This is a genomic window from Arthrobacter sp. zg-Y919 (genome assembly GCF_030142045.1).
Lineage (GTDB): Bacteria > Actinomycetota > Actinomycetes > Actinomycetales > Micrococcaceae > Arthrobacter_B.
In genome coordinates this window covers 2,493,445-2,515,048 of the sequence record NZ_CP126242.1, presented here as the reverse complement: position 1 = coordinate 2,515,048, position 21,604 = coordinate 2,493,445, and the positions used below count along the sequence as shown (strand labels likewise).

The window sequence follows — 21,604 nt, the reverse complement described above, 5'->3', positions numbered from 1 at the left end:
ATCGCATGAGTATCCCCGTCATCACACCGAGTGCCCGCCTTGAACAGAAACGCCGGATCACCGGAGCTTTTCCCGGCCCGAAGTCCGTCGCATTGGAGGCACGCCGGGCAGCAGTGGTGGCAAAGGGTGTTGCGTCGAGCGTTCCCGTGTATGCCGCCGACGCTGACGGTGGAATCATCCTGGACGTGGACGGCAACGCGTTCATCGATCTTGGGTCGGGCATTGCCGTGACCAGCGTGGGTGCCACCGACCCGGCCGTTGTTGCTGCGGTGCAGGCACAGGTGGAACATTTCACGCATACCTGCTTTATGGTGACGCCCTATGAAGGCTATGTGGCTGTTGCCGAGCGTCTGGCCGCGGTAACGCCCGGGGACTTCGACAAAAGGACCGTGCTGTTCAACTCGGGCGCGGAAGCGGTGGAGAACGCCGTGAAGATTGCCCGATCGGCTACCGGACGCGACGCCGTCGTCGCGTTCGACCATGCCTACCACGGCCGTACCAACCTCACCATGGGGCTGACAGCCAAGGCCATGCCGTACAAGACCGGTTTCGGTCCGTTTGCCCCGGAAATCTACCGAATGCCCATGAGCTATCCGTTCCGTGAGGAGAATCCGGACCTCACCGGCGCCGAGGCTGCTGACCGGGCAATCCTGGCCATTGAAAAGCAGATCGGTGCGGATCAGGTGGCTGCTCTATTGATCGAACCGATCCAGGGCGAAGGCGGATTCATTGTTCCTGCGGAGGGCTTCCTGCCGCGGTTGGCGGAGTGGGCCCGGGCCAACGGCGTGGTCTTCATCGCCGACGAGGTGCAGTCAGGGTTTTGCCGCACGGGTGAATGGTTCGCCGTACAGCACGAGGGAGTGGTTCCCGATCTCGTCACCATGGCCAAGGGCATTGCCGGCGGGCTTCCGCTCTCTGCCGTCACAGGACGCGCGGAGTTGCTCGACGCCGTCCATCCCGGCGGCCTGGGCGGCACCTACGGCGGCAACCCGGTGGCCTGCGCTGCTGCCCTCGCAGCCATGGACACCATGGTCGCGCAGGACCTGGCTGGCCGTGCACGGCACATCGAGGAGCTCACGCTGCCCCGGTTGCGCGCGCTGCAGGCGGAGGGCGGTGCCGTCGGCGATGTCCGTGGGCGCGGGGCCATGCTGGCGATGGAATTTGTCAGGCCCGGTACCAAGACGCCCGACGCCGAGACCGCGAAGGCAATCGCGGCAGAGTGTCTGCAGGAAGGTGTCATTGTGCTGACCTGCGGCACCTACGGCAATGTGATCCGGCTGCTGCCGCCGCTGACTATCGGCGATGAACTGCTGCTCGATGGACTGACCGTGCTGGAGGCTGCTGTCCGGGCGAGGGGCTGAGACGCCCAGGAGCTGAGACGCCGGAAAACAGGGTGCCCGCTCTAAGCGGGGCCGGCACCAGCGGCAAGGAATTCCGGATGGAAATAGACGTTCCGCAGTGGCCGGCGATTGGGGTCAACATAGTGGGGCGGGAGGAACCAGGGGATGCCAGCGCGCATGGATACCTGCCAGTTGCCCTGATGGATCAAGTGGTGGTGGAACGAGCACAGCAGCACACCGTTGTCGATACCGGTGCCTCCGCCTTGCTCCCAGAATGTCACGTGGTGCGCCTCGGTCCAGGGCCCGGGAACGGTGCAGCCTGGAAACGCGCAGCCTCCGTCTCGGGCGTGCAGAGCCTTACGCAGATGTGGGGGGGAACAGTCGTGCAGCCCGGCCGAGATCCAAGACCTGTCCGTTGGATCCCAGGACCATCGGGATCAGGTCCGCGTCGCAGGCTATCCGGCGAACTGAGCGTGCGTCGATAGGACCGGAGAAGGCAGCGGTTCCCGGCATCTGGGAGTTCGTTGTCCTGGTTTCGTTGCCTGCGTTGCTGCCCCCTGCGTTGCCTGCGCCCCCGGCGTTGCCGCCTCTGGCGCTGCCGCCTCGGTCGCCTTCGTTTCCTCCGTTGCCGGGATTGTCTGGGTGATTCAACCGGTCTGCTGTTGCTGGGTTTTCCGGGGGAGCTTCTCTGGGGGTTTTGCCTGTGCCCGCCGTCCGGTCGCGGTGGCCGCTCATGCCCATGCCACCTGGTGTATTCGCCAGCCCCCTAAGCAATGAGTCGTGGCTGATCGTCACCATGACTTGGGGACGAAGCCCGCCGGCTGCGGGCAGGCCGCCTGAAGCGAGCGCGGCCCGGACCGCGCCGAGCAGGCCCTCGAGTAACAGCTGGGGACGAGTTGGCCTCGGCAGAAGATCCATGACTCTGGGCTCGGCAAGGGAGTCCTGCCTGTTGGGGTCTGGAGTCGACAGTGCTACACCCCGGAATTCACCTTCCGGAGGGGAGGTTCCCTGGACGGGCGCACCGCCTTGTTCCGGTGCCGTGCATCCTTCCGGCACCCTGCTGCTGTCATCCGGCATTCCGCTGTGGTCCGGCGCATAGCCCCCGGCTGCTGAAACGGGTGCCAGCTGGACATTGTTCCGGGGGTTGGTTGCGCTATTAATCAGCGTCGTGAGCGCCTCGTGCTGTTCATCTGTGCAGTAAATGTGCAGATGGTTCAAACCATTGCGGCGCCTGCCAGGAAAAATGCCCTGGAACTGTTTCAGCTCTTCCTCGGTGGGTGGCCGGTCCTGGTCCAGCAACGCTGTCCAATGCTTCGCTGCGCGTACCAGGAAGTCATGGTCCTGGTAGGTGCCGATATCTGTGAGCTGCTTTTCCATGGCTTCAAGCGCCTCTGGCTCCAAGCGCGGAACTGCTTCCTCCAACGCCCGTGCGACGACGTCCATGTCAGTTGCCGCCAGCACTCCATCGGCACAGGCTTGTGCGACCCGGGGATAAGCGGGCGGGAGTACGTCACCCATGAGTGTGGGCCTGGGAAGGAGTGCCGCTGCCATGGCCAGACGACGGCGGGCCTCGGCCCGGGAGATTCGTAAGCGGGCCCGCAGAAAATCCGCAGTACTTCGGAATTCCCGCAGACGTCGGCCGCCGCCTTTCGGGAGCACCGTGGGCTCCGCGTGGGAGCAGGCGCCGTACCCGTCAGACGAAGGGCTGGCGTTCGACACAGCGGTTGCGGATCCGAAGACGTCCTCCTGCCCATCCACGACGCGAAGCAGCTCCGCAGTGGGTCCGGCCGCAGCGGAGGATGCGAGGGTGGACGCGGGACACTGCTGGTCAATGGCGGCAGCCGCCGTCAGCTTCAAGTAGTCCGTAATCCGCGAAATGTCCTCGACAGCGGCAGCGAAATCCACCGCTTCCTGCAGTCCCAACAGACCCCATGAGTCGGTTGCGGCTTCGCGAAGCTCATTGGCTGTACCCAACACCGATTCCACACACTGAATAAGCGTGCCGGTGGGAGCCCCGGCGGAGGAATCCGCCGGGAACATCACCACGTCCAAAGGTTCCACAGCCATGGACCAATTCTCCCGCCGCGAACCATCACTCAAGTGGAGCGGCCTAAGGGGTGGGGATAACAAGCCGGACGCCCGGAGCCGGCGCTGGCGGTGGAGGACAAGTCCGGGAAACCGCCAGAGGAGGCCATCACCGCGGGGCATGCGATGCCGGACGCCCGGAGCCGGCGGTGGAGGACAAGTCCGGGAAACCGCCAGAGGAGGCCATCAGCCGCGGGGCACGCGGAGCCGGACGCCCGGAGCCGGCATTGGCAGTGGAGGAGAAATCCGGGAAACCCGGCCAGAGGTGGCCATCAGCGGACGTGCCGGAGGGCATGCGGGCGCCGGACGCAGTTGATGGCCGCGGGGCATGGGGAGGCCCGCGGCAGCAACGAGCCACGGCGGAACCCCAGGAAACAGAACCCTAGGAATCCCCAGAAACAGCACCGTCCTAGATGCCCCTACGAAACAGCAGCGGCAGCCCGAAGCCTGCGGTTGCGGCGGGGGCCGCCGATCATATCGATGGTCAGCATCACCAGCGCCACCCAGACCAGGCCGAAGCCCGCCCAACGCTCCGGCGGCATGGCTTCCTTGAAGACCGTAAGGGCCAGGATGAACTGAAGGGTGGGCGCCAGGTACTGCAGCAAGCCCACCGTGGACAGCGGAAGCCGGCGGGCAGCCGCACCGAAGAAGATCAGCGGCACGGCGGTGATGACGCCCGAGGCCACCAGCAGCCAAAGATGCCCGGCACCGTTGGTGGTCAGGGTGGCAGCACCGGTCATGGAAAGCCAGATCATCACGCCCACGGCGATCGGGGTGAGGACCGCCGTTTCAATTGTCAGGCTGGAAACAGCATCCACGCGGGAGCCGACGCCCTTCTTCACCAGGCCGTAAAACCCGAAGCTGAAGGCCAGGGCCAGGGCAACCCACGGCACGGTTCCGTAGGCCACGGCAAGGACCAGGACCGCGATGAACCCAACGGCCATGGCGGCCCACTGCAGCGGACGAAGCTTTTCCTTGAGTACCAGTACGCCCAGCAAAACAGAGACAAGGGGGTTGATGAAGTACCCCAGGGCTGCCTCCACCGCATGTTCGTTCAGCACGGCCCAGGAGTACGTCAACCAGTTGACCGCAATGAGGAGGGCCGCCCCGGCGAGGGTTGCGACGGTCCGCGGGTTCCGTCCCGCAGCAAGCATGGGCTTCCAGGCGCGCATGACGGTCAGCAGGATTGCACAGAACACCAGCGACCAGACCACGCGGTTGGCAACGATCTCCACCGCGCCGGCCGGTTTGAGGACCATGAAGTACAGGGGGAGAAGGCCCCACAGGCCATAGGCGCCGATCCCAAAGAGAATGCCGGGCAGGTTCTCACGGCCGGTCCCCTGTGTGGGGGCGGCAGATCCGGATGGACTCGGGGAATCGACGACGCCGGCGTCCGGCGATGCGGTAGGTACGGCGCGCAGGGCGGGGACGGGCTTTGAGAAAGGCACGCAGGGCTTAACGCACGTTTCCCGGAGCGTATTCCCGCACCTCACCCGGAAGGCTTTCCGGTGCCGTTTAGACGACGGGCGAACCCGGCATTTAGAATAAACAACTGTGTGTTAATTACGCACCCTAGAGCTCAGAAGAGAAGAAGGACTATCAGTGACTAACCCTGCCGCGGACAGCGCCCAGCGTCCTTTGAGGGTCGCCATTATCGGTGCAGGCCCCGCCGGTGTTTACGCCGCCGACATCCTTACCAAAGCCGAGCGGGACTTCGAGGTCAGCATTGACCTGTTTGACCAGTACCCGGCCCCCTACGGCCTGATCCGCTACGGAGTGGCCCCCGACCACCCGCGGATCAAGGGCATCGTCAACGCCCTGCACAAGGTCCTGGACCGCGGAGACATCCGTTTCCTGGGCAACGTCAACTACGGCCGCGATCTGACGCTGGCGGACTTCCGCCACTTCTACGACGCCATCATCTTCGCCACGGGAGCCATCAAGGATGCCCCGTTGAACGTCCCCGGAGTGGAGCTCGAGGGCTCCTTCGGCGGTGCGGAATTTGTGTCCTGGTATGACGGCCACCCGGACGTCCCGCGGGAATGGCCGCTGGATGCCAAGGAAGTTGCAGTGATCGGCAACGGCAACGTGGCCCTCGACGTCGCACGCATCCTCTCCAAGCACGCCGACGACCTGCTCACCACGGAGATCCCGACCAACGTCTATGAGGGCCTGAAGAAGTCCCCCGTCACCGACGTGCACATCTTCGGCCGGCGCGGCCCGGCCCAGGTGAAGTTCACTCCGTTGGAACTGCGCGAACTCTCGCATTCCCGCGATGTCGACATTGTCCTCTACCCCGAGGACTTCGAATTTGACGAGGGCTCCGACGAGCAGATCCGCACCAACAACCAGACCAAGACCATGGTCAACACCCTCACCAACTGGCTGGTGGAGGAACAGGACACCGGAGCATCGCGCCGCCTGCACCTGCACTTCCTGCACAGCCCGGTCGAGATCTACGAGGATCCCGCTGATCCGGGCAAGGTCGCCGGCATGAAGTTCGAGCGCACGGAGCTGGACGGAACCGGTAACGTCCGCGGTACGGGTGAAATCGTGGACTACCCCGTCCAGGCTGTTTACCGGGCCATCGGCTACTTCGGCTCCGAGCTGCCCGAAGTGGGCTACGACGATCAGCGCGGCGTGATCCCCAATGAGGGCGGCCGCGTCATCAACGAAGACGGCGCTCCGGTGCCGGGCATCTACACCACCGGCTGGATCAAGCGCGGTCCGGTGGGCCTGATCGGCCACACCAAGGGCGACGCTCTGGAAACCATTGGCTTCCTGCTCGAGGACCGGCTGAACCTGCCGGCCGCCACGCACCCGGACCCGTCGTCGATCATCGACCTGCTCGAAGAGCGCGGCGTCAAGTACACCACCTGGGAAGGCTGGCTGAAGCTGGATGCCTACGAGCGCAGCCTCGGCGCTTCCTATATCCACCCTGATCCGCTGACCGGCGAACTCGTCCGCGAGCGCGTGAAGGTGGTTGACCGCGAAGAGATGACCCGCATCTCCCGCGGCGAGTAGCAGTCCCGAAGTAAACCGCAGTTTCTCTGGCCTCCGCCGGTCCGCGCGTGGGAGCATATCCAGCAATGATGTGTTCCCTCACCGGGCAGCGTCCGACGTATTGGGCGGTGTTCGTTTATCAGCGTGGATAGGCGGGGGCCGTGCGCATTGCGGCACGAAATGAATCTGTGTCCCGAACCGGGCAGTCCAGCGTCCTGCCGCGGCTACCTGCGGACATCCTGCAGCGGAATGCCGTAAGGGCGCACGAATCGCTGGGCGCGGGCACCGGATGGCTGGAACGGCTGCGCCCCTCCGTGCGGGAATCCTGGCAGCGTTCGCTCCAGCACCACCCGGACCCTGACATTTCACGTCCTGAGTTGGTGTTCGACGGCGACGCCCTGGTCCGCCACCGTGCCGCCCATCCGCTCTCGTCCGTAATGCCGGTGATCCGCCGTCTGCTTGTGGAACCGGGACAGGATTCCGGTCTCCTGGTGGCCGTAGGGGATGAGCTGGGCCGGCTGCTGTGGGTGGACGGAGATCCGGTCCTGCGCCGGCGTGCCGAAGGAATGTTGTTTATGGCCGGCGCGGACTGGTCCGAACGCACGGTCGGAACCAGTGCCCCCGGGATGGCCCTCGCCACCGCATCCGAGGTGCAGATCGCGGGTCCCGAGCATTTCAGCCGGCTCGTGCACTCCTGGAGCTGTACCGCGGTACCCGTCCATGACCCGGACACCGGTGCAGTGCTCGGCGTCGTGGACGTGACCGGAGGTTCCGAAGCGGTGGCGCCGCATACCCTTGCCCTCGTTCGGGCGGCTGTCGCGGCGGCAGAGGCCCGGCTCCAGGTCGAGCGCCTGCAGGCACACCGGGACACAGTCCGCAGACCGCAGGCATCCGGCAGCAGAGACCGCGCACCCCAGCCGTCCCGCCGTCGTACCCGGAGGATACCCACCCCAGGTTTTGCGGAGAACCTGGAGGTGCTGGGCAGGGACCGTGCCCTGCTGCACACGGGCGGCAGGGCGGTGGAACTGAGTGCCCGCCACGGCGAACTGCTGGCCGTACTGGCGCTGCACCCCGGGGGCCTCACTGCCGAGGAACTTGCCGCACTGGCCTACCCGGACGCACACGCAGGTACGGTGCGGGCCGAGATGGTGCGGCTGCGCAACCTGATGGAAGCCGCGGCCGCAGGGACAACGGCTGAACCGCTTGTCCCACGCTCCCGTCCCTACCGGTTGGCGCGTCCGCTCGCGGTGGACGCCGTCCAGGTCCTGCGGTTCCTCGAACAGGGTGCGTACCGCCTTGCGCTGCGGACGTACGGCGGACCGGTGCTTTCCCGCTCGGAGGCCCCCGCCGTCGTCCGGCTGCGCACCGAGGTTTCGGCCGTCCTGCGCGAAGCCATACTGTCCGACGCCGGCACAGACACGCTGCTGCAGTATCTCCAGCTGCCGGAGGCAGCCCACGACGCCGAGGCCTGGCAGCTGGCTTTGCGGGTGCTTCCGCCGCGTTCGCCTCGCCGGGCCGCCGTCGTCGCCGCCCTGGAACGGATCGAACGGGACCTGGCGTAGCGGCCTGCCGCCCAGTGCAACCCGGTTGCAACGTTGCGCTCCGTAGCCTCTGTGGTGTCCGCAACCGACACCGACGTCGAACGCACAAGGAGCGCAAAATGACCGTTTACGCACAGCCCGGCAGCCAAGGATCGCTGATCACGTTCAAGCCGCGGTATGACAACTGGATCGGCGGGGAATGGGTGGCCCCGGTCAAGGGGGAGTACTTCGAAAACATCTCGCCCGTGAATGGGCGGGCCTTCTGTGAAGTGGCCCGTGGGACGTCGGCCGATATCGATCTGGCCCTGGACGCCGCACATAAGGCCGCAGGGGCATGGGGTAAGACATCGGTGGCTGAGCGGGCCCTGGTCCTCAGCCGCATCGCGGACCGCATTGAAGCGAACCTGGAAACCCTGGCCGTCGCCGAAACCTGGGACAACGGCAAGCCCATCCGGGAAGTCCTCGCCGCGGACCTTCCGCTGGCGATTGACCATTTCCGCTACTTCGCCGGCGCCATCCGGGCCCAGGAAGGCGGCATTTCCCAGATCGACGACAACACCACCTCGTACCACTTCCACGAGCCCCTGGGAGTGGTGGGGCAGATCATTCCGTGGAACTTCCCCATCCTCATGGCCACCTGGAAGCTGGCTCCGGCGCTCGCGGCCGGCAACGCCGTCGTGCTGAAGCCTGCGGAGCAGACGCCGACGTCGATCCTGGTGTTGATGGAGCTGATCGCGGATCTGCTGCCGGCAGGCGTGCTCAACGTCGTGAACGGGTTCGGTGTGGAAGCGGGCAAGCCGCTGGCATCCTCGAACCGGATCCGGAAGATCGCCTTCACGGGGGAGACCACCACGGGCCGGCTCATCATGCAGTACGCCAGCCAGAACCTGATTCCGGTCACCCTCGAGCTGGGCGGGAAGAGCCCGAACATCTTCTTCGCCGACGTCGCTGCCGCCGACGACTCGTTCTACGACAAGGCCCTCGAAGGCTTCAACATGTTCGCCCTGAACCAGGGCGAGGTCTGCACCTGCCCGTCCCGGGCGCTCATCCAGGACTCCATGTACGACTCGTTTATGGCGGACGCGCTGGCCCGGACGGCACTGATGGTCCAGGGCAATCCCCTCGATACGAACACCATGGTGGGGGCGCAGGCATCCAACGACCAGTTGGAGAAGGTCCTCTCCTACCTGGACATCGGCAGGCAGGAGGGGGCGAAAGTCCTTGCCGGCGGCGAGCGCGCGCATTTCGACGGCGACCTTGCCGGCGGGTTCTACGTCCAGCCCACGGTTTTTGAAGGCACCAACAACATGCGTATCTTCCAGGAGGAGATCTTCGGGCCGGTGGTCTCCGTGACCCGCTTCTCCGACTACGGGGAGGCCATGGCGATCGCCAATGACACCCTGTACGGACTGGGCGCAGGTGTCTGGTCCCGGGACGGCAACACCGCCTACCGGGCGGGGCGGGACATCCAGGCCGGACGGGTATGGGTGAACAACTACCATGCCTATCCTGCGCATTCCGCGTTCGGCGGCTACAAGTCCTCCGGAATCGGGCGCGAAAACCACGCGATGATGCTGGACCACTACCAGCAGACCAAAAACCTGCTGGTGAGCTACGCCGAAAACAAGCAGGGGTTCTTCTAAGCGGCCTTCGCACATGCCTAGGCTGGGGTGTCACTCGCCTTCCACTTGAACCGTAGTTCCTTTGATGGAAAGAGGACCCCATGACCAGCATGCAGGCAGCAGTAGTGAACCGTCTCGGTGAGGGCCTCTCCATCGAGGAAATGGCGGTGCTTGAACCAGGTCCGGGCCAGGCGCTCGTCAAGCTGGTGGCCACGGGTGTCTGCCATACGGATCTCCACGCGGCGGACGGGGACTGGCCCGTAAAGCCAACTCCTCCGTTCATTCCGGGGCATGAGGGCGTCGGCGAGGTGGTGCAGGTCGGTGAGGGGGTCACCGACCTGCACCCGGGCGACATGGTGGGCAACGCCTGGCTTGCCTACGCCTGCGGTGTCTGCGAGTACTGCCGGACAGGCTGGGAAACCCTGTGCGAGCAGCAGAAGAACAGCGGCTATTCCGTGGACGGCTCCTTCGGCCAGTACATGCTGGTGGACGCGCGCTTCGCTGCGCGCATCCCGGAAGGGGCCGATCCGCAGGAGATCGCCCCTGTCCTCTGCGCCGGAGTCACGGTTTACAAGGGGTTGAAGGTCAGCGATGCACGACCCGGGCAATGGGTGGTCATCTCTGGGATAGGCGGCCTGGGCCACGTAGCGGTGCAGTATGCCATTGCCATGGGACTGCGTGTCGCCGCCGTGGACATCGCCGATGAGAAGCTGGAACTGGCCAAGAGGTACGGGGCCGAGGTTGTGGTCAATGCGCGCAACGAGGACCCCGCCGAGGTCATCCAGGAGAAGATCGGCGGTGCCCACGCAATACTGGTCACCGCGGTGCATCCGACAGCTTTTGGGCAGGCCATCGGCATGGCCCGGCGCGGAGGAACGATTGTTTTTGTCGGGTTGCCGCCGGGGGACTTCCCGGCCCCGATCTTCGACACCGTGCTCAAGGGCCTCACGATCCGGGGATCGATCGTGGGTACCCGCCAGGACCTGGCGGAGGCGATCGACTTCTACGACCGCGGACTGATCCACCCCAACATCACCGTCCGCAACCTGGAAGAAATCAATGATGTGATGACTGAACTCCGAGAAGGCCGTGTAGACGGCCGTGTGGTGATTGGATACTGATGGATTCTTCGCTTGCACCTGGGATGGAAGCGGCTGCCGCGCTGCCCGGGGAGGATTTTTCCCGGGTGGCGCTGACGCCTGTTGCCCTGGCGCTGCTGCTGCGGCTGCGCGAAACCCACGGAAGGCTTATGTTCCACCAGTCCGGCGGCTGCTGCGACGGGTCATCTCCCATGTGTTATCCGCACGGGGAGTTCCTCACGGGCGACGCCGATGTGCTCCTTGGCGTCTTCGACCTGGACGGAGAGGACCTGGAGTTTTGGATGTCGCGGGAACAGTTCGGGTACTGGAAGCACACACACCTGACCGTAGATGTGGTGTCCGGCCGGGGGAGCGGGTTCTCTGTGGAAGCACCCGAAGGCAAACGCTTCCTCATCAGGTCCCGTCTCCTCGACCCCGGGTCCAAATAGTAAGCTGACTGTTGAACCTGCCGTTTTGGACGGTAGGGTGCAAGGGGACAGAACTTATCAAGGCCCGGTAAGGGCAGGAGAAGAGGACGACCATGGTAAAGAAGCTTGTATTTTTGGCCGGTGCGGGTATCGGCTACCTGGCTGGTTCCAAGGGCGGCCGCGAAAAGCTGATGCAGCTTTGGAACGACCCCAAGGTTCAGGAAACCGTTTCCCACGGCACCGAATGGGCCAAGGACAAGGCTCCGGGCCTGCAGGACAAGGTCACCGGTGTCGCCAAGGACGCCGCGTCCAAGGTCACGGGTTCCAGCAGCTCCAGCTCGACGGACTCCAGCTCGACCGGCTCCACCGGCTCCTCCACCGGTTCTTCCGCTGCAGGTGGCACGGGAACCAACGGTTCCTACACCACGGGTGGCGAGCAGAAGATGTCCCCGGCTGAACCGCAGCCCGAGGCCTAAGCACAACACGCAGTCCGGCACCGGACGGGTGGGCGAAAGCTCACCCGTCCGGTGTTTTCATATACCCGGCGCAGGCTGGTGCGGCGTGCCGTTACCTGCCGTTACCCGTCGCGGGCTGGTCCGGACCCTTCACCGAAGCGCCAGCAGAAAATCCCGACCGAACATCGGAACCTGTGTGGCGGGATGCACGTTGGGTAGGCAAGGGCGCAGCGAGACGCGGACGGAACCCGCAACGGAACGTCCGACCGCCCGGGGGGACCGCCCGTTCCGGGGGCTGCCTGGAACGACCGGAAAAGAAAAAGGCCGAGGGAAACCGACGATGGGAATATTACACACCCGTCCGTCCGTTATCTTCGGCTACTATCGAGTGCCCCGGAAACAACACCACTACGGATTTGGAGTGTGAGCCGAGAACATGGCTACAGATTATGACGCGCCGCGCAAGACTGAGGAAGAGGCCGGTCCAGCCTCTATTGAAGAGCTTCAGGCCCGTCGCAGTGACAAGCAGTCTGCCGTAGTTGACGTGGATGAAACCGAGGCAGCCGAAGGATTCGAGCTGCCCGGTGCCGACTTGTCCGGTGAAGAACTGCTGGTCCGTGTGGTGCCGCCGCAGGAAGACGAGTTCACCTGCAACTCCTGCTTCCTCGTCCGCCACCGCTCGCAGCTGGCCGTGGAAAAGAACGGCCTGGCGTACTGCAAGGACTGTGAAGGCTGACCAACGAAACATGAGCCGCCGCGCCACTGAGGTGCGGCGGCTTCCTGTTTAAGCCCCAAACTTTTGAGGACCCGGACGGTGACTGCTCCGACCTGGCCGATGGGCGTGACGTGGACAGCGAATCGGATCCGTCCTGTTAGACTGATGGCTTCGTAGGGGAGTATCCCAAAACGCAGATATCCGTCAACACGTGGAGCACCGACGCTCCGCCGGATTCGCGGCCAGCCTGTTTGGGTGGCGGGAGAGACCTATGCTCCTTCGGCGTACCCTACGAAAGCAGACGGTTATGACTGTTTCCCCCTTGATCTGGGGAGTGACCATTCTGGTCATTCTGGCCTTGTTGGCCTTTGATTACTTCTTCCACATCCGCAAGGCGCACATTCCCACGCTGAAGGAAGCGGCCATCTGGTCCGCCATCTACGTGGGCCTGGCCATCGTGTTCGGCATTGTTGTCTGGGTCTTCGGCGGTAACCAGATGGGCACGGAGTATTTCGCCGGCTACATCACCGAGAAAGCCCTGTCAGTGGACAACCTTTTTGTCTTCCTGATCATCATGGCGAGCTTCCGGGTGCCGCGTGAAGACCAGCAGAAGGTCCTTCTTTTCGGCATTGTCTTCTCGCTGATCGCGCGAACCGCGTTTATCTTCCTCGGCGCCGCTCTGATCAACTCCTTCTCCTGGGTGTTCTACCTCTTCGGCCTGATCCTGCTGATCACTGCCGGCAACCTGCTGAAGCCTGAAAGCACCGAGGGCGATGATGAAGCCAACAACTTCATCATCCGCCTGGCCCGCAAGATCTTCCACACCTCGGACGAGTACGACGGCGACAAGCTCTTCACGATGGAGAACGGCAAGCGCGTCCTGACTCCGATGCTGCTGGTTATGGTGGCCATCGGCGGTACGGATATCCTCTTCGCACTGGACTCCATCCCGGCCATCTTCGGCCTGACCCAGAACGTCTTTATCGTCTTCACGGCTACTGCGTTCTCCCTGATGGGCCTTCGCCAGCTGTTCTTCCTGATCGACGGACTGCTGGACCGCCTGATCTACCTCAGCTACGGTCTTGCCGCCATCCTGGCCTTCATCGGCGTCAAGCTCGTCCTGCACGCACTGCACGAAAACACCCTGCCGTTCATCAACGGCGGCGAGCATGTCCCGGTCTTCGAAGTCACCACCGGCCTTTCACTCTCGGTCATCGTCGGTGTACTGGCCGTCACCATTGTGGGCTCCCTGCTCAGCCCGGCAGGCAAGGCGATGACTGCGGTCAACAATGCCCGGCGCCACGCCGATGCCTACCTGGACCTTCACTACACTGCCGATCCCACCGAGCGGGAGCGGGTCTACAAGGCCCTCTGCGACGAGGAGCAGGAGATCCTGAAGATGGACCTCAAGTACCGCAATAAGGTCAAGGACATCGAGCAGATCCGTGAAACCGTGGCCCGTGCACACAGCGAGCACGAGCGTTTCCTCTCCCGCTAGCGGAAGACGCCGGCGCTAAAGCCAGCGAAACCGGGCATCCCCGGGCAGCCACTGCGCTGCCCGGGGATGCCCTTCGCAGTTAAGCCCGGGCTGCCCTTCGCAGTTATCCCCGGGGCTGCCCGCCCCGGAACCTTAGCTGCCGGCACGGTGAGGCAACGGGGCAAGCAGCAACGCACCGGAACGGCGCACCGCCATCCCAAGGCACAAGCCGGCGGCCAACGCACCCAACCCTCCGGCGGCGAGGTCTGTCATGGTGTCCGCGTAACCGACGTTGATACTCGCGTCCACATAGGTATGGCCCCACCACTCACCGATTTCCCACAGCACACCCATGCCCAGCCCCAGGGCGAGCACCAGCAGTGGAACCACCACGGGGAGCGACCGTGAAGCCCGGTGTGGACGGCGGACGGCCGGAACAGCACCAAACTGCACCAGCAGGAAATAGGCGATCACGGCAAGGGTGCCGGTGGCGGCACAATGGACGGCCAAATCCCACCATGGGATACGGGCGTACAGATCCGCGACGCTGCTCCACGCCGCGGTCAGCAGCACCACGCCGTACGCGGCATCGAAACCGGGGAAGACAGCCAGCGCACGGGACACCAGAAGGCCCAGTAACACCAGCAGGAACAGCGCAGTTTCCACCGGCCCCAGCAGGAACAGCGCCACCACGACACTGACCACTCCGGCCATACGGACGGCATCGGCGAGGTATTCCCGCAGGGACACCGGGGGATGGAGCAGGGCATCGATCATCCTCCTACGGTAGCCGCGCACGATCGCCCGCAGGAGGGGTGCGCCCAAAGCGTCCGGACCGGGCCTGGTCCCGCGCTAAACTCGGCCCATGCCCTCCGAGCTTCCGGCAGTGTCCGTGGTCATTCCGTGCCTGAACGACTCTGCCCTCTTGGAAGCCTGCCTGCTTTCGCTGGCCCGGCAGACGGTAGCGCCCCGGGAAATCGTGGTGGTGGACAATAACAGCAGCGACTCCAGCGCCGAAACCGCACGGAGGTTCGGTGCGCGGGTGGTGTGGGAACCCGTCGCCGGGATCCCCGCCGCTGCCAGTACTGGGTACGACGCCGCGGCAGCGGATTCTTCGGAAGCAGGTTCCGGGCAAAGAGCCACCGTCATTGCGCGGTGCGACGCAGACTGCGTCCTGCCGCCGGACTGGATCGAGCGCATTGCCGTTGCCTTTGCCGAGGACCCTGAGCTGGAAGTGCTCAGTGGGCCGGGAGTTTTCTACGGGATGCCCCCGTTGCGTGGGCTGCTGCTCTCCCGGCTGTATCTGGGGTCCTATTACCTGGCGATGGGCTCGGCTCTGGCGCACTGGCCGTTATTCGGCTCCAACCTGGCCCTGCGCGCGCAGACATGGCGGGAAGTCCGCGGCGACGTGCACCGCAGTGATGCGCAGATGCACGACGACGTCTGCCTCAGTTTCCACCTCGGCCAGGGCCGGCGGTGCCGCAGGGACCGGACATTGATCGTGGGGATGGCCCCACGCGCCGTGCAGAGTCTGCCTAACCTGGCGCTGCGCTTCCGCCGGGCTTTCCATACCCTGGCCGGCCACTGGCCGCAGGACTACCCCTGGGTCCGGTGGGGCCGGAGGTTCCGGGGAAATAAGTCTCCGGCACCGGCGAACTGAGCGTCAGCCGCAGCCCAACCCTGGCTCAGGGGTAGAGGAGCGGAAGCTGGAGGACCAGCCACGGGCTGAACGCCCACGGAGTCAGCCGCACCGCGGGAACCAGCTGCTGCGGATCCGCCCACTCCCAGTCCATGACCTCGTCCCCCGCGGGGACCGGATCGGCGTCGGCCACGGCTGTGTACACGGGGCAGATCTCATGTTCGACGATGCCCGAAGCATCAACGGCGCGGTAACGGAAATCCGCAACCCGCAGCGTCAGATCCCGGACTTCGAGCCCGAGTTCGCGCTGTGCGCGCCGGTTGACCGCGTCCTCCGTGGCCTCTCCTGGACCCGGGTGGCCGCAGAAGGAATTGGTCCAGACACCGGGCCAGGTCCGCTTGGACAATGCCCGGCGGGTGACCAGCAGCTGCCCGCGGGTATTGAAGACGTGGGTGGAGAACGCCAGATGAAGCGGTGTCTCGGTGGTGTGCACACTCGCTTTGTCACGGGTACCGAGGGGACGGCCCTCATTGTCGACGAGAACAACCTGTTCTGCGCTGTCCGTCATTTCTTCCCCTACTCCCATACGTGTTTACTTTACCTATGGATACGCACCCCCCGCTCGACCTGGCCGCTGGGCAGGACCAGGTCGAGACCGTCCTGCAGCGGTTCTTCGAGCAGGCGAAGGAGCGGGCGGCGAAACTGGGTCCCGCCTATGGATCCCTCTGGCAGGCCCTCGAAAACTCCGCGGCGGGCGGTAAAAGGGTCCGACCCCGCATCCTGCTGACGGCATACCTGAACCTCGGGGGCACGGACACAGCTGCGGCCGCCAGGGTGGGTGCCGCCTTCGAACTGCTGCACACGGCCCTGATCGTGCACGACGACGTGATCGATCTGGATTTCACCCGCCGCGGCCACGAAAATGTCTCCGGCGTTTATCGGGGGATTGCCGCCGCAGCAGGCTTGGAAGCAGGCGCAGCCCGGCACCGCGGCCTCTCCGCCGGCGTCATCGCCGGTGATCTGGCACTGGCCGGGGCCTTCCGGCTGCTGGACAGTGCCAAGGTCCACACAGGCGTCCGGGAGCGGCTGGCCGAGATCCTGGACGACGCCGTCTTCGCGTCCGCCGGTGGCGAGCTGATCGACGTGGACCTTTCCTTCCACCCTGACGCCCCGCCCATCGCGGAAATCCTGCACATGGAACGGCTCAAGACCGCCGTCTACTCCTTCGAGGCGCCGCTGCAGGCCGGGGCCGTGCTCGCCGGGGCACCGAACGACGTCGTGACCACCCTGGGCCTGTACGGCCGGGACATCGGGATCGCCTACCAAGTGGTGGATGACCTGCTGGGGGTTTTCGGTGCGGAGAGCGCCACGGGCAAGTCCAGTTTTTCCGATCTGCGCGAGGGAAAGCGCACGGTGCTGGTCTCCTATGCTGCACGGCAGCCGGAATGGCCGGAGCTTTCGGACCTGATCGGCAACCCCGAGCTGACCGCCCGTGATGCCGTCCGCGCCCGGGAACTGCTGGTTTCCTCCGGTGCGCGGGACCACGCGCAGCAGCTGGTGCGCGAATATGCCGACCGGGCCCGCCAGCACCTGGACTGCCCCGCGGTGACCCCCGGGCTGCGGGCCGCATTGTCGACCGTGGTTGACGACGCCGTGAACCGGGGACGGTAGTCCGTGGCAGCTGAGCAGGGCCTGCCCCTTTACAACGCTGTCGCACGGCAGACGTCAGCCGTGCTGATCCGGTCGTACTCGACGTCGTTCGGGCTGGCATCCCGCCTGCTCGACGGCAGGACCCGAAAGCAGATCGAGACCATTTATGCGCTGGTGCGGCTGGCGGATGAGGTTGTCGACGGCGTGCCGGCGGCCGCCCGTGTGCCCCCCGCGGAGATCGGCACACTGCTGGATGAGCTCGAGGCGGACACGGAACGGGCACTGCGTACCGGCTACAGCGTCAACCTGGTGGTCCATGCGTTTGCGCTGACTGCGGGGGAGGCCGGCATCGGGACGGAGCTGACCCGGCCGTTCTTTGCCTCGATGCGCGCGGACCTGGACCAGATGGAGCACACCGAGGACAGCTTCAACGAGTACGTCTACGGCTCAGCCGAGGTGGTCGGGCTGATGTGTCTACAGTGCTTCCTCCAGGGAGTGCCCCTGCCCGACGACCACGCCAAGCAGCTCCGTGAAGGTGCCCAGCGGCTCGGAGCGGCCTTCCAGAAGGTCAACTTCCTGCGGGACCTCGCGCAGGATTTCGAGGCCCTGGGACGCAGCTATTTCCCCGGCATCACCGTAGCTGCCTTCAGCGAGGCGGATAAGCACCGGATCCTGGACGGCATCGATGCCGACCTGCTCGTCTCGGGAGCCGCAGTGGCACGCCTGCCCGCAAACTGCAGGGCCGCCGTCGTGCTGGCCCAGGACCTGTTCGCTGAGCTGGCCCGCCGGCTCCGCAGCACGCCGGCCGAGGAGCTGCGCACCACGCGGGTCCGTGTGTCCAACCCGGTGAAGGCGCGGATTGCGGCACGGGCGCTCCTGACCCGCAAGGCCGCCGTTCCCCGGACACAGCAGCCCGGGGGAGGGAAACCGGGGTCCCGGTTCCCCGGGTCGCAGAACGAAAGGCAACCATGAGCATGCGTCCGCGTACCGCCGTCGTGATCGGGGGCGGCATCACCGGCCTGGCCACCGCCGCGCTGCTGGCCCGGGACGGCCTGGAGGTCACCGTGCTGGAAAAGCAGCCCGAGACCGGGGGTCGGGCAGGAAGCTGGGAAACCGGAGGGTTCCGCTTTGACACCGGCCCGTCCTGGTACCTGATGCCGGAGGTCTTCGACCACTTCTTCCGGTTGCTGGGCACCTCGGCCGCAGACCAGCTGGAGCTGGTCCAGCTGGATCCGGGGTACCGCGTGTTCTTCGAGGGCCGCACCGAACCGGTGGATGTAGCCGCCACCCGGACCGGGAACATTGCCCTCTTCGAATCCCTGGAACCCGGGGCCGGAGACCGGCTGGAGGAATACCTCGAATCCGCCGAAGATGTTTACGGGATGGCCAAGAAGCGGTTCCTGTATTCGACTTTCGCCTCCTTCCTGCCGCTCCTGCGCCCCGACGTCCTGCGGCGCGGTCCGCGGCTGGCCCGGCTGCTGCTGGAGCCGCTGAGCACCTTCGTGGCCCGGCGCTTCACGGACCCGCGGATCCGCCAGATCCTGGGCTACCCGGCGGTTTTCCTGGGCTCCTCCCCGTTCACTACGCCCAGCATGTACCACCTGATGAGCCGGCTGGACCTGGCCGACGGAGTGCTTTACCCGCTGGGCGGTTTCCACCGGATCGTTTCGGTGATTGCCGACCTGGCCCGGGCGGAAGGCGCGCAGGTGATCACGGGTGCCGAGGTTACCCGGATCCGCACCTCACCCGGGCCGGGCGCAGACCGGAACCGGGTACGGCCCCGGCACCCCAAGCCGCGGGCCGCCGGCGTGGATTACCGGGACGCCGACGGAACGCTCGTCTCCCTGGACGCAGACCTGGTCGTTTCGGCAGCGGACCTCCACCACACTGAAACCGCCCTCCTCCCCGAAGCCCTCCAGACCTATCCGGAGAAATACTGGGAGAAGCGCGTCCCCGGTCCCGGAGGGCTGCTGCTGCACCTGGGCGTGCAGGGAAAACTGCCGCAGCTGGAACACCACACACTGCTCTTCACCAGTGACTGGGAAGAAAATTTCGAGAAGATTTTCGGCGCGGAAACGTCCGTTCCGGATCCTGCGTCCCTGTACGTGTGCCGCCCCAGCGCCACGGATCCGGAGGCCGCCCCGGAAGGGCACGAGAACCTGTTTGTCCTGGTCCCGGTGCCGTCCGATCCGTCACTGGGAGCCGGAGGGATTGACGGTGCCGGGGATCCACAGATCGAAAAGATGGCCGACGCCGTCATCGCCCAGCTCTCCGCATGGGCGGGCATCCCCGATTTGGCAGAGCGCATCATCATTCGCCGCACCGTGGGCCCGCAGGACTTTGTCGCCGACCTCAACTCCTGGCGGGGAACCCTGCTGGGGCCGGCCCACATCCTGAAGCAGAGCGCGTTCTTCCGCGGCACGAACGCCAGCAGGAAGATCGACGGACTGCTGTATGCCGGCGGGTCCACCCTGCCGGGGATCGGCCTGCCGATGTGCCTGATCAGCGCCGAGCTGGTCCTCAAGCGGCTGCGCGGAGACACCGGCACCGAGGCGCTGCCCGAGCCCGCACCCGGGTCGGCGGAACCGGCCGCGGAAACGCTGCCGGGATCGCCGCAGGCCGCGATGCCGCGCGCTGCCGGCAGGCCGCCCGCCGGACCCTCTTCTCCCGGGGCGGGAGCGTAATGGGCCTCCTGTACCTGCTCTTCCTGCTGCTGTCCCTGGGCTGCATGGTGCTCCTGGACCGCCGGTTCCGGCTGTTCTTCTTTGCCGATGCGCGCCGGGCCGCCGTAGTGCTGGCGGCAGGCGTGGTGTTCTTCACCGGCTGGGACCTGGCCGGCATCGGCTCCGATATCTTCTACCGGGGCGAGACTCCCTTCATGCTTGGCCTCACCCTGGCACCACACCTGCCCGTGGAGGAGATCTTTTTCCTGGCCTTCCTCTGCTACCTGACCATGGTGGTCTTCGGCCTGGTGCGTCTGGTTGCCGGGCGGGCCGCTGAACGGGGCGTGCGTCGCGCCCCGGACCTCCCCGGCGGAGCCCCGGACCAGAGGGCCGGACCCGATCCGGACCTCCCCGGCGGAGCCCCGGACCAGGTGGCCGGACCCGATCCGGACCTCCCTGGCGGGCACCCGGGCCATGCGGTGGGGAGGCAGCCGTGACGTACTGGACCCTCAATGCCTTCTTCCTGGTGCCGGCAGCCCTGGCCGCCGCAACAGCCCTGCTGCGCACCCGCCGCCGTCCCCGCTACTTCGCGGCGGCAGCAGCCGTCACCGCCGTCGTCCTGTTGGCCCTGACCGCTGTCTTCGACAACGTTATGATCCGCGCCGGCCTCTTTTGGTACAACGAGGACCGTATTTCCGGAGCCTTCGCCGGGGCAGCCCCGCTGGAAGATTTCGCCTATCCACTTGCAGCCGTGCTGCTGCTTCCCGCGCTCTGGGTACTGCTGCCCGGACATGCCCCCGCCCCCGGACATGCCCCCGCCCCCGGACACGCCCCTGTCTCCGGAGCCGGGCCCGGCCGCGGAGCCGGCTCCAGAGCAACCAGCGGGAAACCGCACCCGAAGGAGCAACCGTGAGCCCTGCCGCCACCGGAACGACGGGAACCCTGCGCATGCTGCTGGTGTCCTCGCGGCCGCTCTCCTGGGTGAATACGGCCTACCCGTTTGCTGCCGCCTACCTGCTCACCACCGGACGGATCGACCTGGCCTGGGTCATCGGCACCCTCTACTTCCTGGTCCCCTACAACCTGGCGATGTACGGCATCAATGACGTTTTCGATTACGAGTCCGACCTGCACAATCCGCGTAAGGGGGGAGTGGAAGGCGCCGTACTGGACCGCGGGTTCCACCGCACCACGCTGTGGGCGGCAGTCCTCACGAATGTGCCGTTCCTGATTGCCCTGGTCCTGCTCGGAAGTCCGCTGTCCTGGCTGGTGCTCGCCATAAGCGTCTTTGCAGTGGTTGCGTACAGCGCCCCGGGACTGCGGTTCAAGGAACGGCCCTTCCTGGATTCGATGACCTCCAGCACGCACTTCGTCAGCCCGGCGGTATACGGATTGGTCCTGGCCGGGGCGGTATTCACTCCGGAACTCTGGGCAGTCCTTGGGGCTTTCTTCCTCTGGGGCATGGCCAGCCAGGCATTCGGCGCTGTTCAGGACGTGGTGCCGGACCGGGAAGGCGGCATCGGGTCCATCGCCACTGTGCTCGGGGCCCGGCCGGTGGTGTGGCTCGCCGCAGCCGCTTACCTTGCTGCGGGCCTGCTGATGCTCAACACCGCGTGGCCGGCGGTCCTGGGCTGCCTGCTGGCGCTGCCCTACATCCTCAACCTGGTTCCGTTCCTACGGATCACCGACGCCGGTTCCGCAGCCGCCAACTCCGGCTGGAAGCGGTTCCTGAAGCTGAACTTCCTCACCGGATTCCTCGTGACCCTGCTGATCATCTGGTACTGGCCTTCCCGGTAAAGCTGTGTGGAACGGGCAGGAGTACGCCCTCCCGGTAAAGCTTCGCGGACAAACAGCAGCGGCCGGCCCCCGAAGGGACCAGCCGCTGCTGTGTCTATAGGGTGCTGAAG

Annotated in this window: 20 protein-coding genes; 16 read left to right on the top strand and 4 right to left on the bottom strand. The window is 65.6% G+C overall.

The annotated features are described in order from the left end of the window. The first annotated feature begins 5 nt into the window (after positions 1 to 5). Positions 6 to 1,361: a 4-aminobutyrate--2-oxoglutarate transaminase gene (gabT, locus tag QNO10_RS11820; RefSeq protein WP_229947121.1), complete on the top strand. Its 1,356-nt coding sequence runs from the start codon at positions 6 to 8 to the stop codon at positions 1,359 to 1,361. A gap of 336 nt (positions 1,362 to 1,697) precedes the next feature. Here gabT and QNO10_RS11810 read toward each other — a convergent pair whose 3' ends face one another. Both QNO10_RS11810 and rarD read right to left on the bottom strand, forming a co-directional pair. Continuing rightward, positions 1,698 to 3,407, bottom strand: coding sequence for a DUF222 domain-containing protein (locus QNO10_RS11810; protein WP_331460319.1), 1,710 nt, complete (start codon positions 3,405 to 3,407; stop codon positions 1,698 to 1,700). Between the two features lie 437 nt (positions 3,408 to 3,844). Then, positions 3,845 to 4,873, bottom strand: a complete 1,029-nt coding sequence (rarD, locus tag QNO10_RS11805) for an EamA family transporter RarD (RefSeq protein WP_442860231.1) — start codon at positions 4,871 to 4,873, stop codon at positions 3,845 to 3,847. A 154-nt stretch (positions 4,874 to 5,027) separates the two neighbouring features. Between rarD and QNO10_RS11800 the strand changes: the two genes are divergently transcribed. The 8 genes from QNO10_RS11800 (at position 5,028) to QNO10_RS11765 (ending at position 13,766) form a co-directional block, all read left to right on the top strand. After that, positions 5,028 to 6,449, top strand: coding sequence for an FAD-dependent oxidoreductase (locus QNO10_RS11800; protein WP_229947122.1), 1,422 nt, complete (start codon positions 5,028 to 5,030; stop codon positions 6,447 to 6,449). 167 nt (positions 6,450 to 6,616) lie between these two features. Further along, positions 6,617 to 7,990: a helix-turn-helix domain-containing protein gene (locus QNO10_RS11795; protein ID WP_229947124.1), complete on the top strand. Its 1,374-nt coding sequence runs from the start codon at positions 6,617 to 6,619 to the stop codon at positions 7,988 to 7,990. 98 nt (positions 7,991 to 8,088) lie between these two features. Next, positions 8,089 to 9,612 carry an acetaldehyde dehydrogenase ExaC gene (gene exaC / locus QNO10_RS11790; RefSeq protein WP_229947126.1) on the top strand — a complete coding sequence of 508 codons (1,524 nt, stop codon included), beginning with the start codon at positions 8,089 to 8,091 and terminating at the stop codon, positions 9,610 to 9,612. An 80-nt stretch (positions 9,613 to 9,692) separates the two neighbouring features. Next, a complete protein-coding gene (adhP, locus tag QNO10_RS11785) occupies positions 9,693 to 10,712 on the top strand; it encodes an alcohol dehydrogenase AdhP (protein ID WP_229947128.1) in 1,020 nt (339 codons plus the stop codon). Further along, positions 10,712 to 11,119 (top strand): DUF779 domain-containing protein, encoded by a 408-nt coding sequence (locus QNO10_RS11780; protein WP_229947130.1) that lies wholly within the window; start codon positions 10,712 to 10,714, stop codon positions 11,117 to 11,119. Before adhP ends, QNO10_RS11780 begins: the two co-directional genes overlap by 1 nt. Before the next feature lie 92 nt (positions 11,120 to 11,211). Continuing rightward, complete coding sequence (locus tag QNO10_RS11775; RefSeq protein WP_229947133.1) at positions 11,212 to 11,574, top strand: YtxH domain-containing protein; 363 nt, start codon at positions 11,212 to 11,214, stop codon at positions 11,572 to 11,574. A 415-nt stretch (positions 11,575 to 11,989) separates the two neighbouring features. Beyond that, complete coding sequence (locus tag QNO10_RS11770) at positions 11,990 to 12,289, top strand: DUF4193 domain-containing protein (protein WP_146360892.1); 300 nt, start codon at positions 11,990 to 11,992, stop codon at positions 12,287 to 12,289. Between the two features lie 286 nt (positions 12,290 to 12,575). After that, the gene (locus tag QNO10_RS11765; protein ID WP_229947135.1) at positions 12,576 to 13,766 is read left to right on the top strand and encodes a TerC family protein; all 1,191 of its coding nucleotides are present in this window, start codon (positions 12,576 to 12,578) and stop codon (positions 13,764 to 13,766) included. 132 nt (positions 13,767 to 13,898) lie between these two features. On the opposite strand, the gene QNO10_RS11760 is transcribed toward QNO10_RS11765, so the two are convergent. Further along, positions 13,899 to 14,522 (bottom strand): DUF2238 domain-containing protein, encoded by a 624-nt coding sequence (locus QNO10_RS11760; RefSeq protein WP_229947136.1) that lies wholly within the window; start codon positions 14,520 to 14,522, stop codon positions 13,899 to 13,901. 88 nt (positions 14,523 to 14,610) lie between these two features. Between QNO10_RS11760 and QNO10_RS11755 the strand changes: the two genes are divergently transcribed. Next, positions 14,611 to 15,405 (top strand): glycosyltransferase family 2 protein, encoded by a 795-nt coding sequence (locus QNO10_RS11755; RefSeq protein ID WP_229947137.1) that lies wholly within the window; start codon positions 14,611 to 14,613, stop codon positions 15,403 to 15,405. 25 nt (positions 15,406 to 15,430) lie between these two features. Here the strand turns inward: QNO10_RS11755 and idi are convergent, their stop codons facing one another. Then, positions 15,431 to 15,952, bottom strand: coding sequence for an isopentenyl-diphosphate Delta-isomerase (gene idi, locus QNO10_RS11750; protein WP_229947138.1), 522 nt, complete (start codon positions 15,950 to 15,952; stop codon positions 15,431 to 15,433). A gap of 35 nt (positions 15,953 to 15,987) precedes the next feature. Between idi and QNO10_RS11745 the strand changes: the two genes are divergently transcribed. The 6 genes from QNO10_RS11745 to QNO10_RS11720 are packed head-to-tail and all read left to right on the top strand — an operon-like array spanning position 15,988 to position 21,494. Next, on the top strand, positions 15,988 to 17,055 hold the full coding sequence (locus QNO10_RS11745; protein WP_229947139.1) for a polyprenyl synthetase family protein: 1,068 nt from the start codon (positions 15,988 to 15,990) through the stop codon (positions 17,053 to 17,055). A 3-nt stretch (positions 17,056 to 17,058) separates the two neighbouring features. After that, positions 17,059 to 18,006, top strand: a complete 948-nt coding sequence (locus QNO10_RS11740; RefSeq protein WP_229947140.1) for a phytoene/squalene synthase family protein — start codon at positions 17,059 to 17,061, stop codon at positions 18,004 to 18,006. Between the two features lie 2 nt (positions 18,007 to 18,008). After that, a complete protein-coding gene (gene crtI, locus QNO10_RS11735; protein ID WP_229947414.1) occupies positions 18,009 to 19,718 on the top strand; it encodes a phytoene desaturase family protein in 1,710 nt (569 codons plus the stop codon). Next, on the top strand, positions 19,718 to 20,194 hold the full coding sequence (locus QNO10_RS14585) for a lycopene cyclase domain-containing protein (RefSeq protein WP_331460320.1): 477 nt from the start codon (positions 19,718 to 19,720) through the stop codon (positions 20,192 to 20,194). Before crtI ends, QNO10_RS14585 begins: the two co-directional genes overlap by 1 nt. Next, a complete protein-coding gene (locus QNO10_RS11725; protein WP_283995861.1) occupies positions 20,191 to 20,610 on the top strand; it encodes a lycopene cyclase domain-containing protein in 420 nt (139 codons plus the stop codon). Before QNO10_RS14585 ends, QNO10_RS11725 begins: the two co-directional genes overlap by 4 nt. A 35-nt stretch (positions 20,611 to 20,645) precedes the next feature. Continuing rightward, a complete protein-coding gene (locus tag QNO10_RS11720; RefSeq protein ID WP_229947419.1) occupies positions 20,646 to 21,494 on the top strand; it encodes a prenyltransferase in 849 nt (282 codons plus the stop codon). Positions 21,495 to 21,604: the final 110 nt, after the last annotated feature.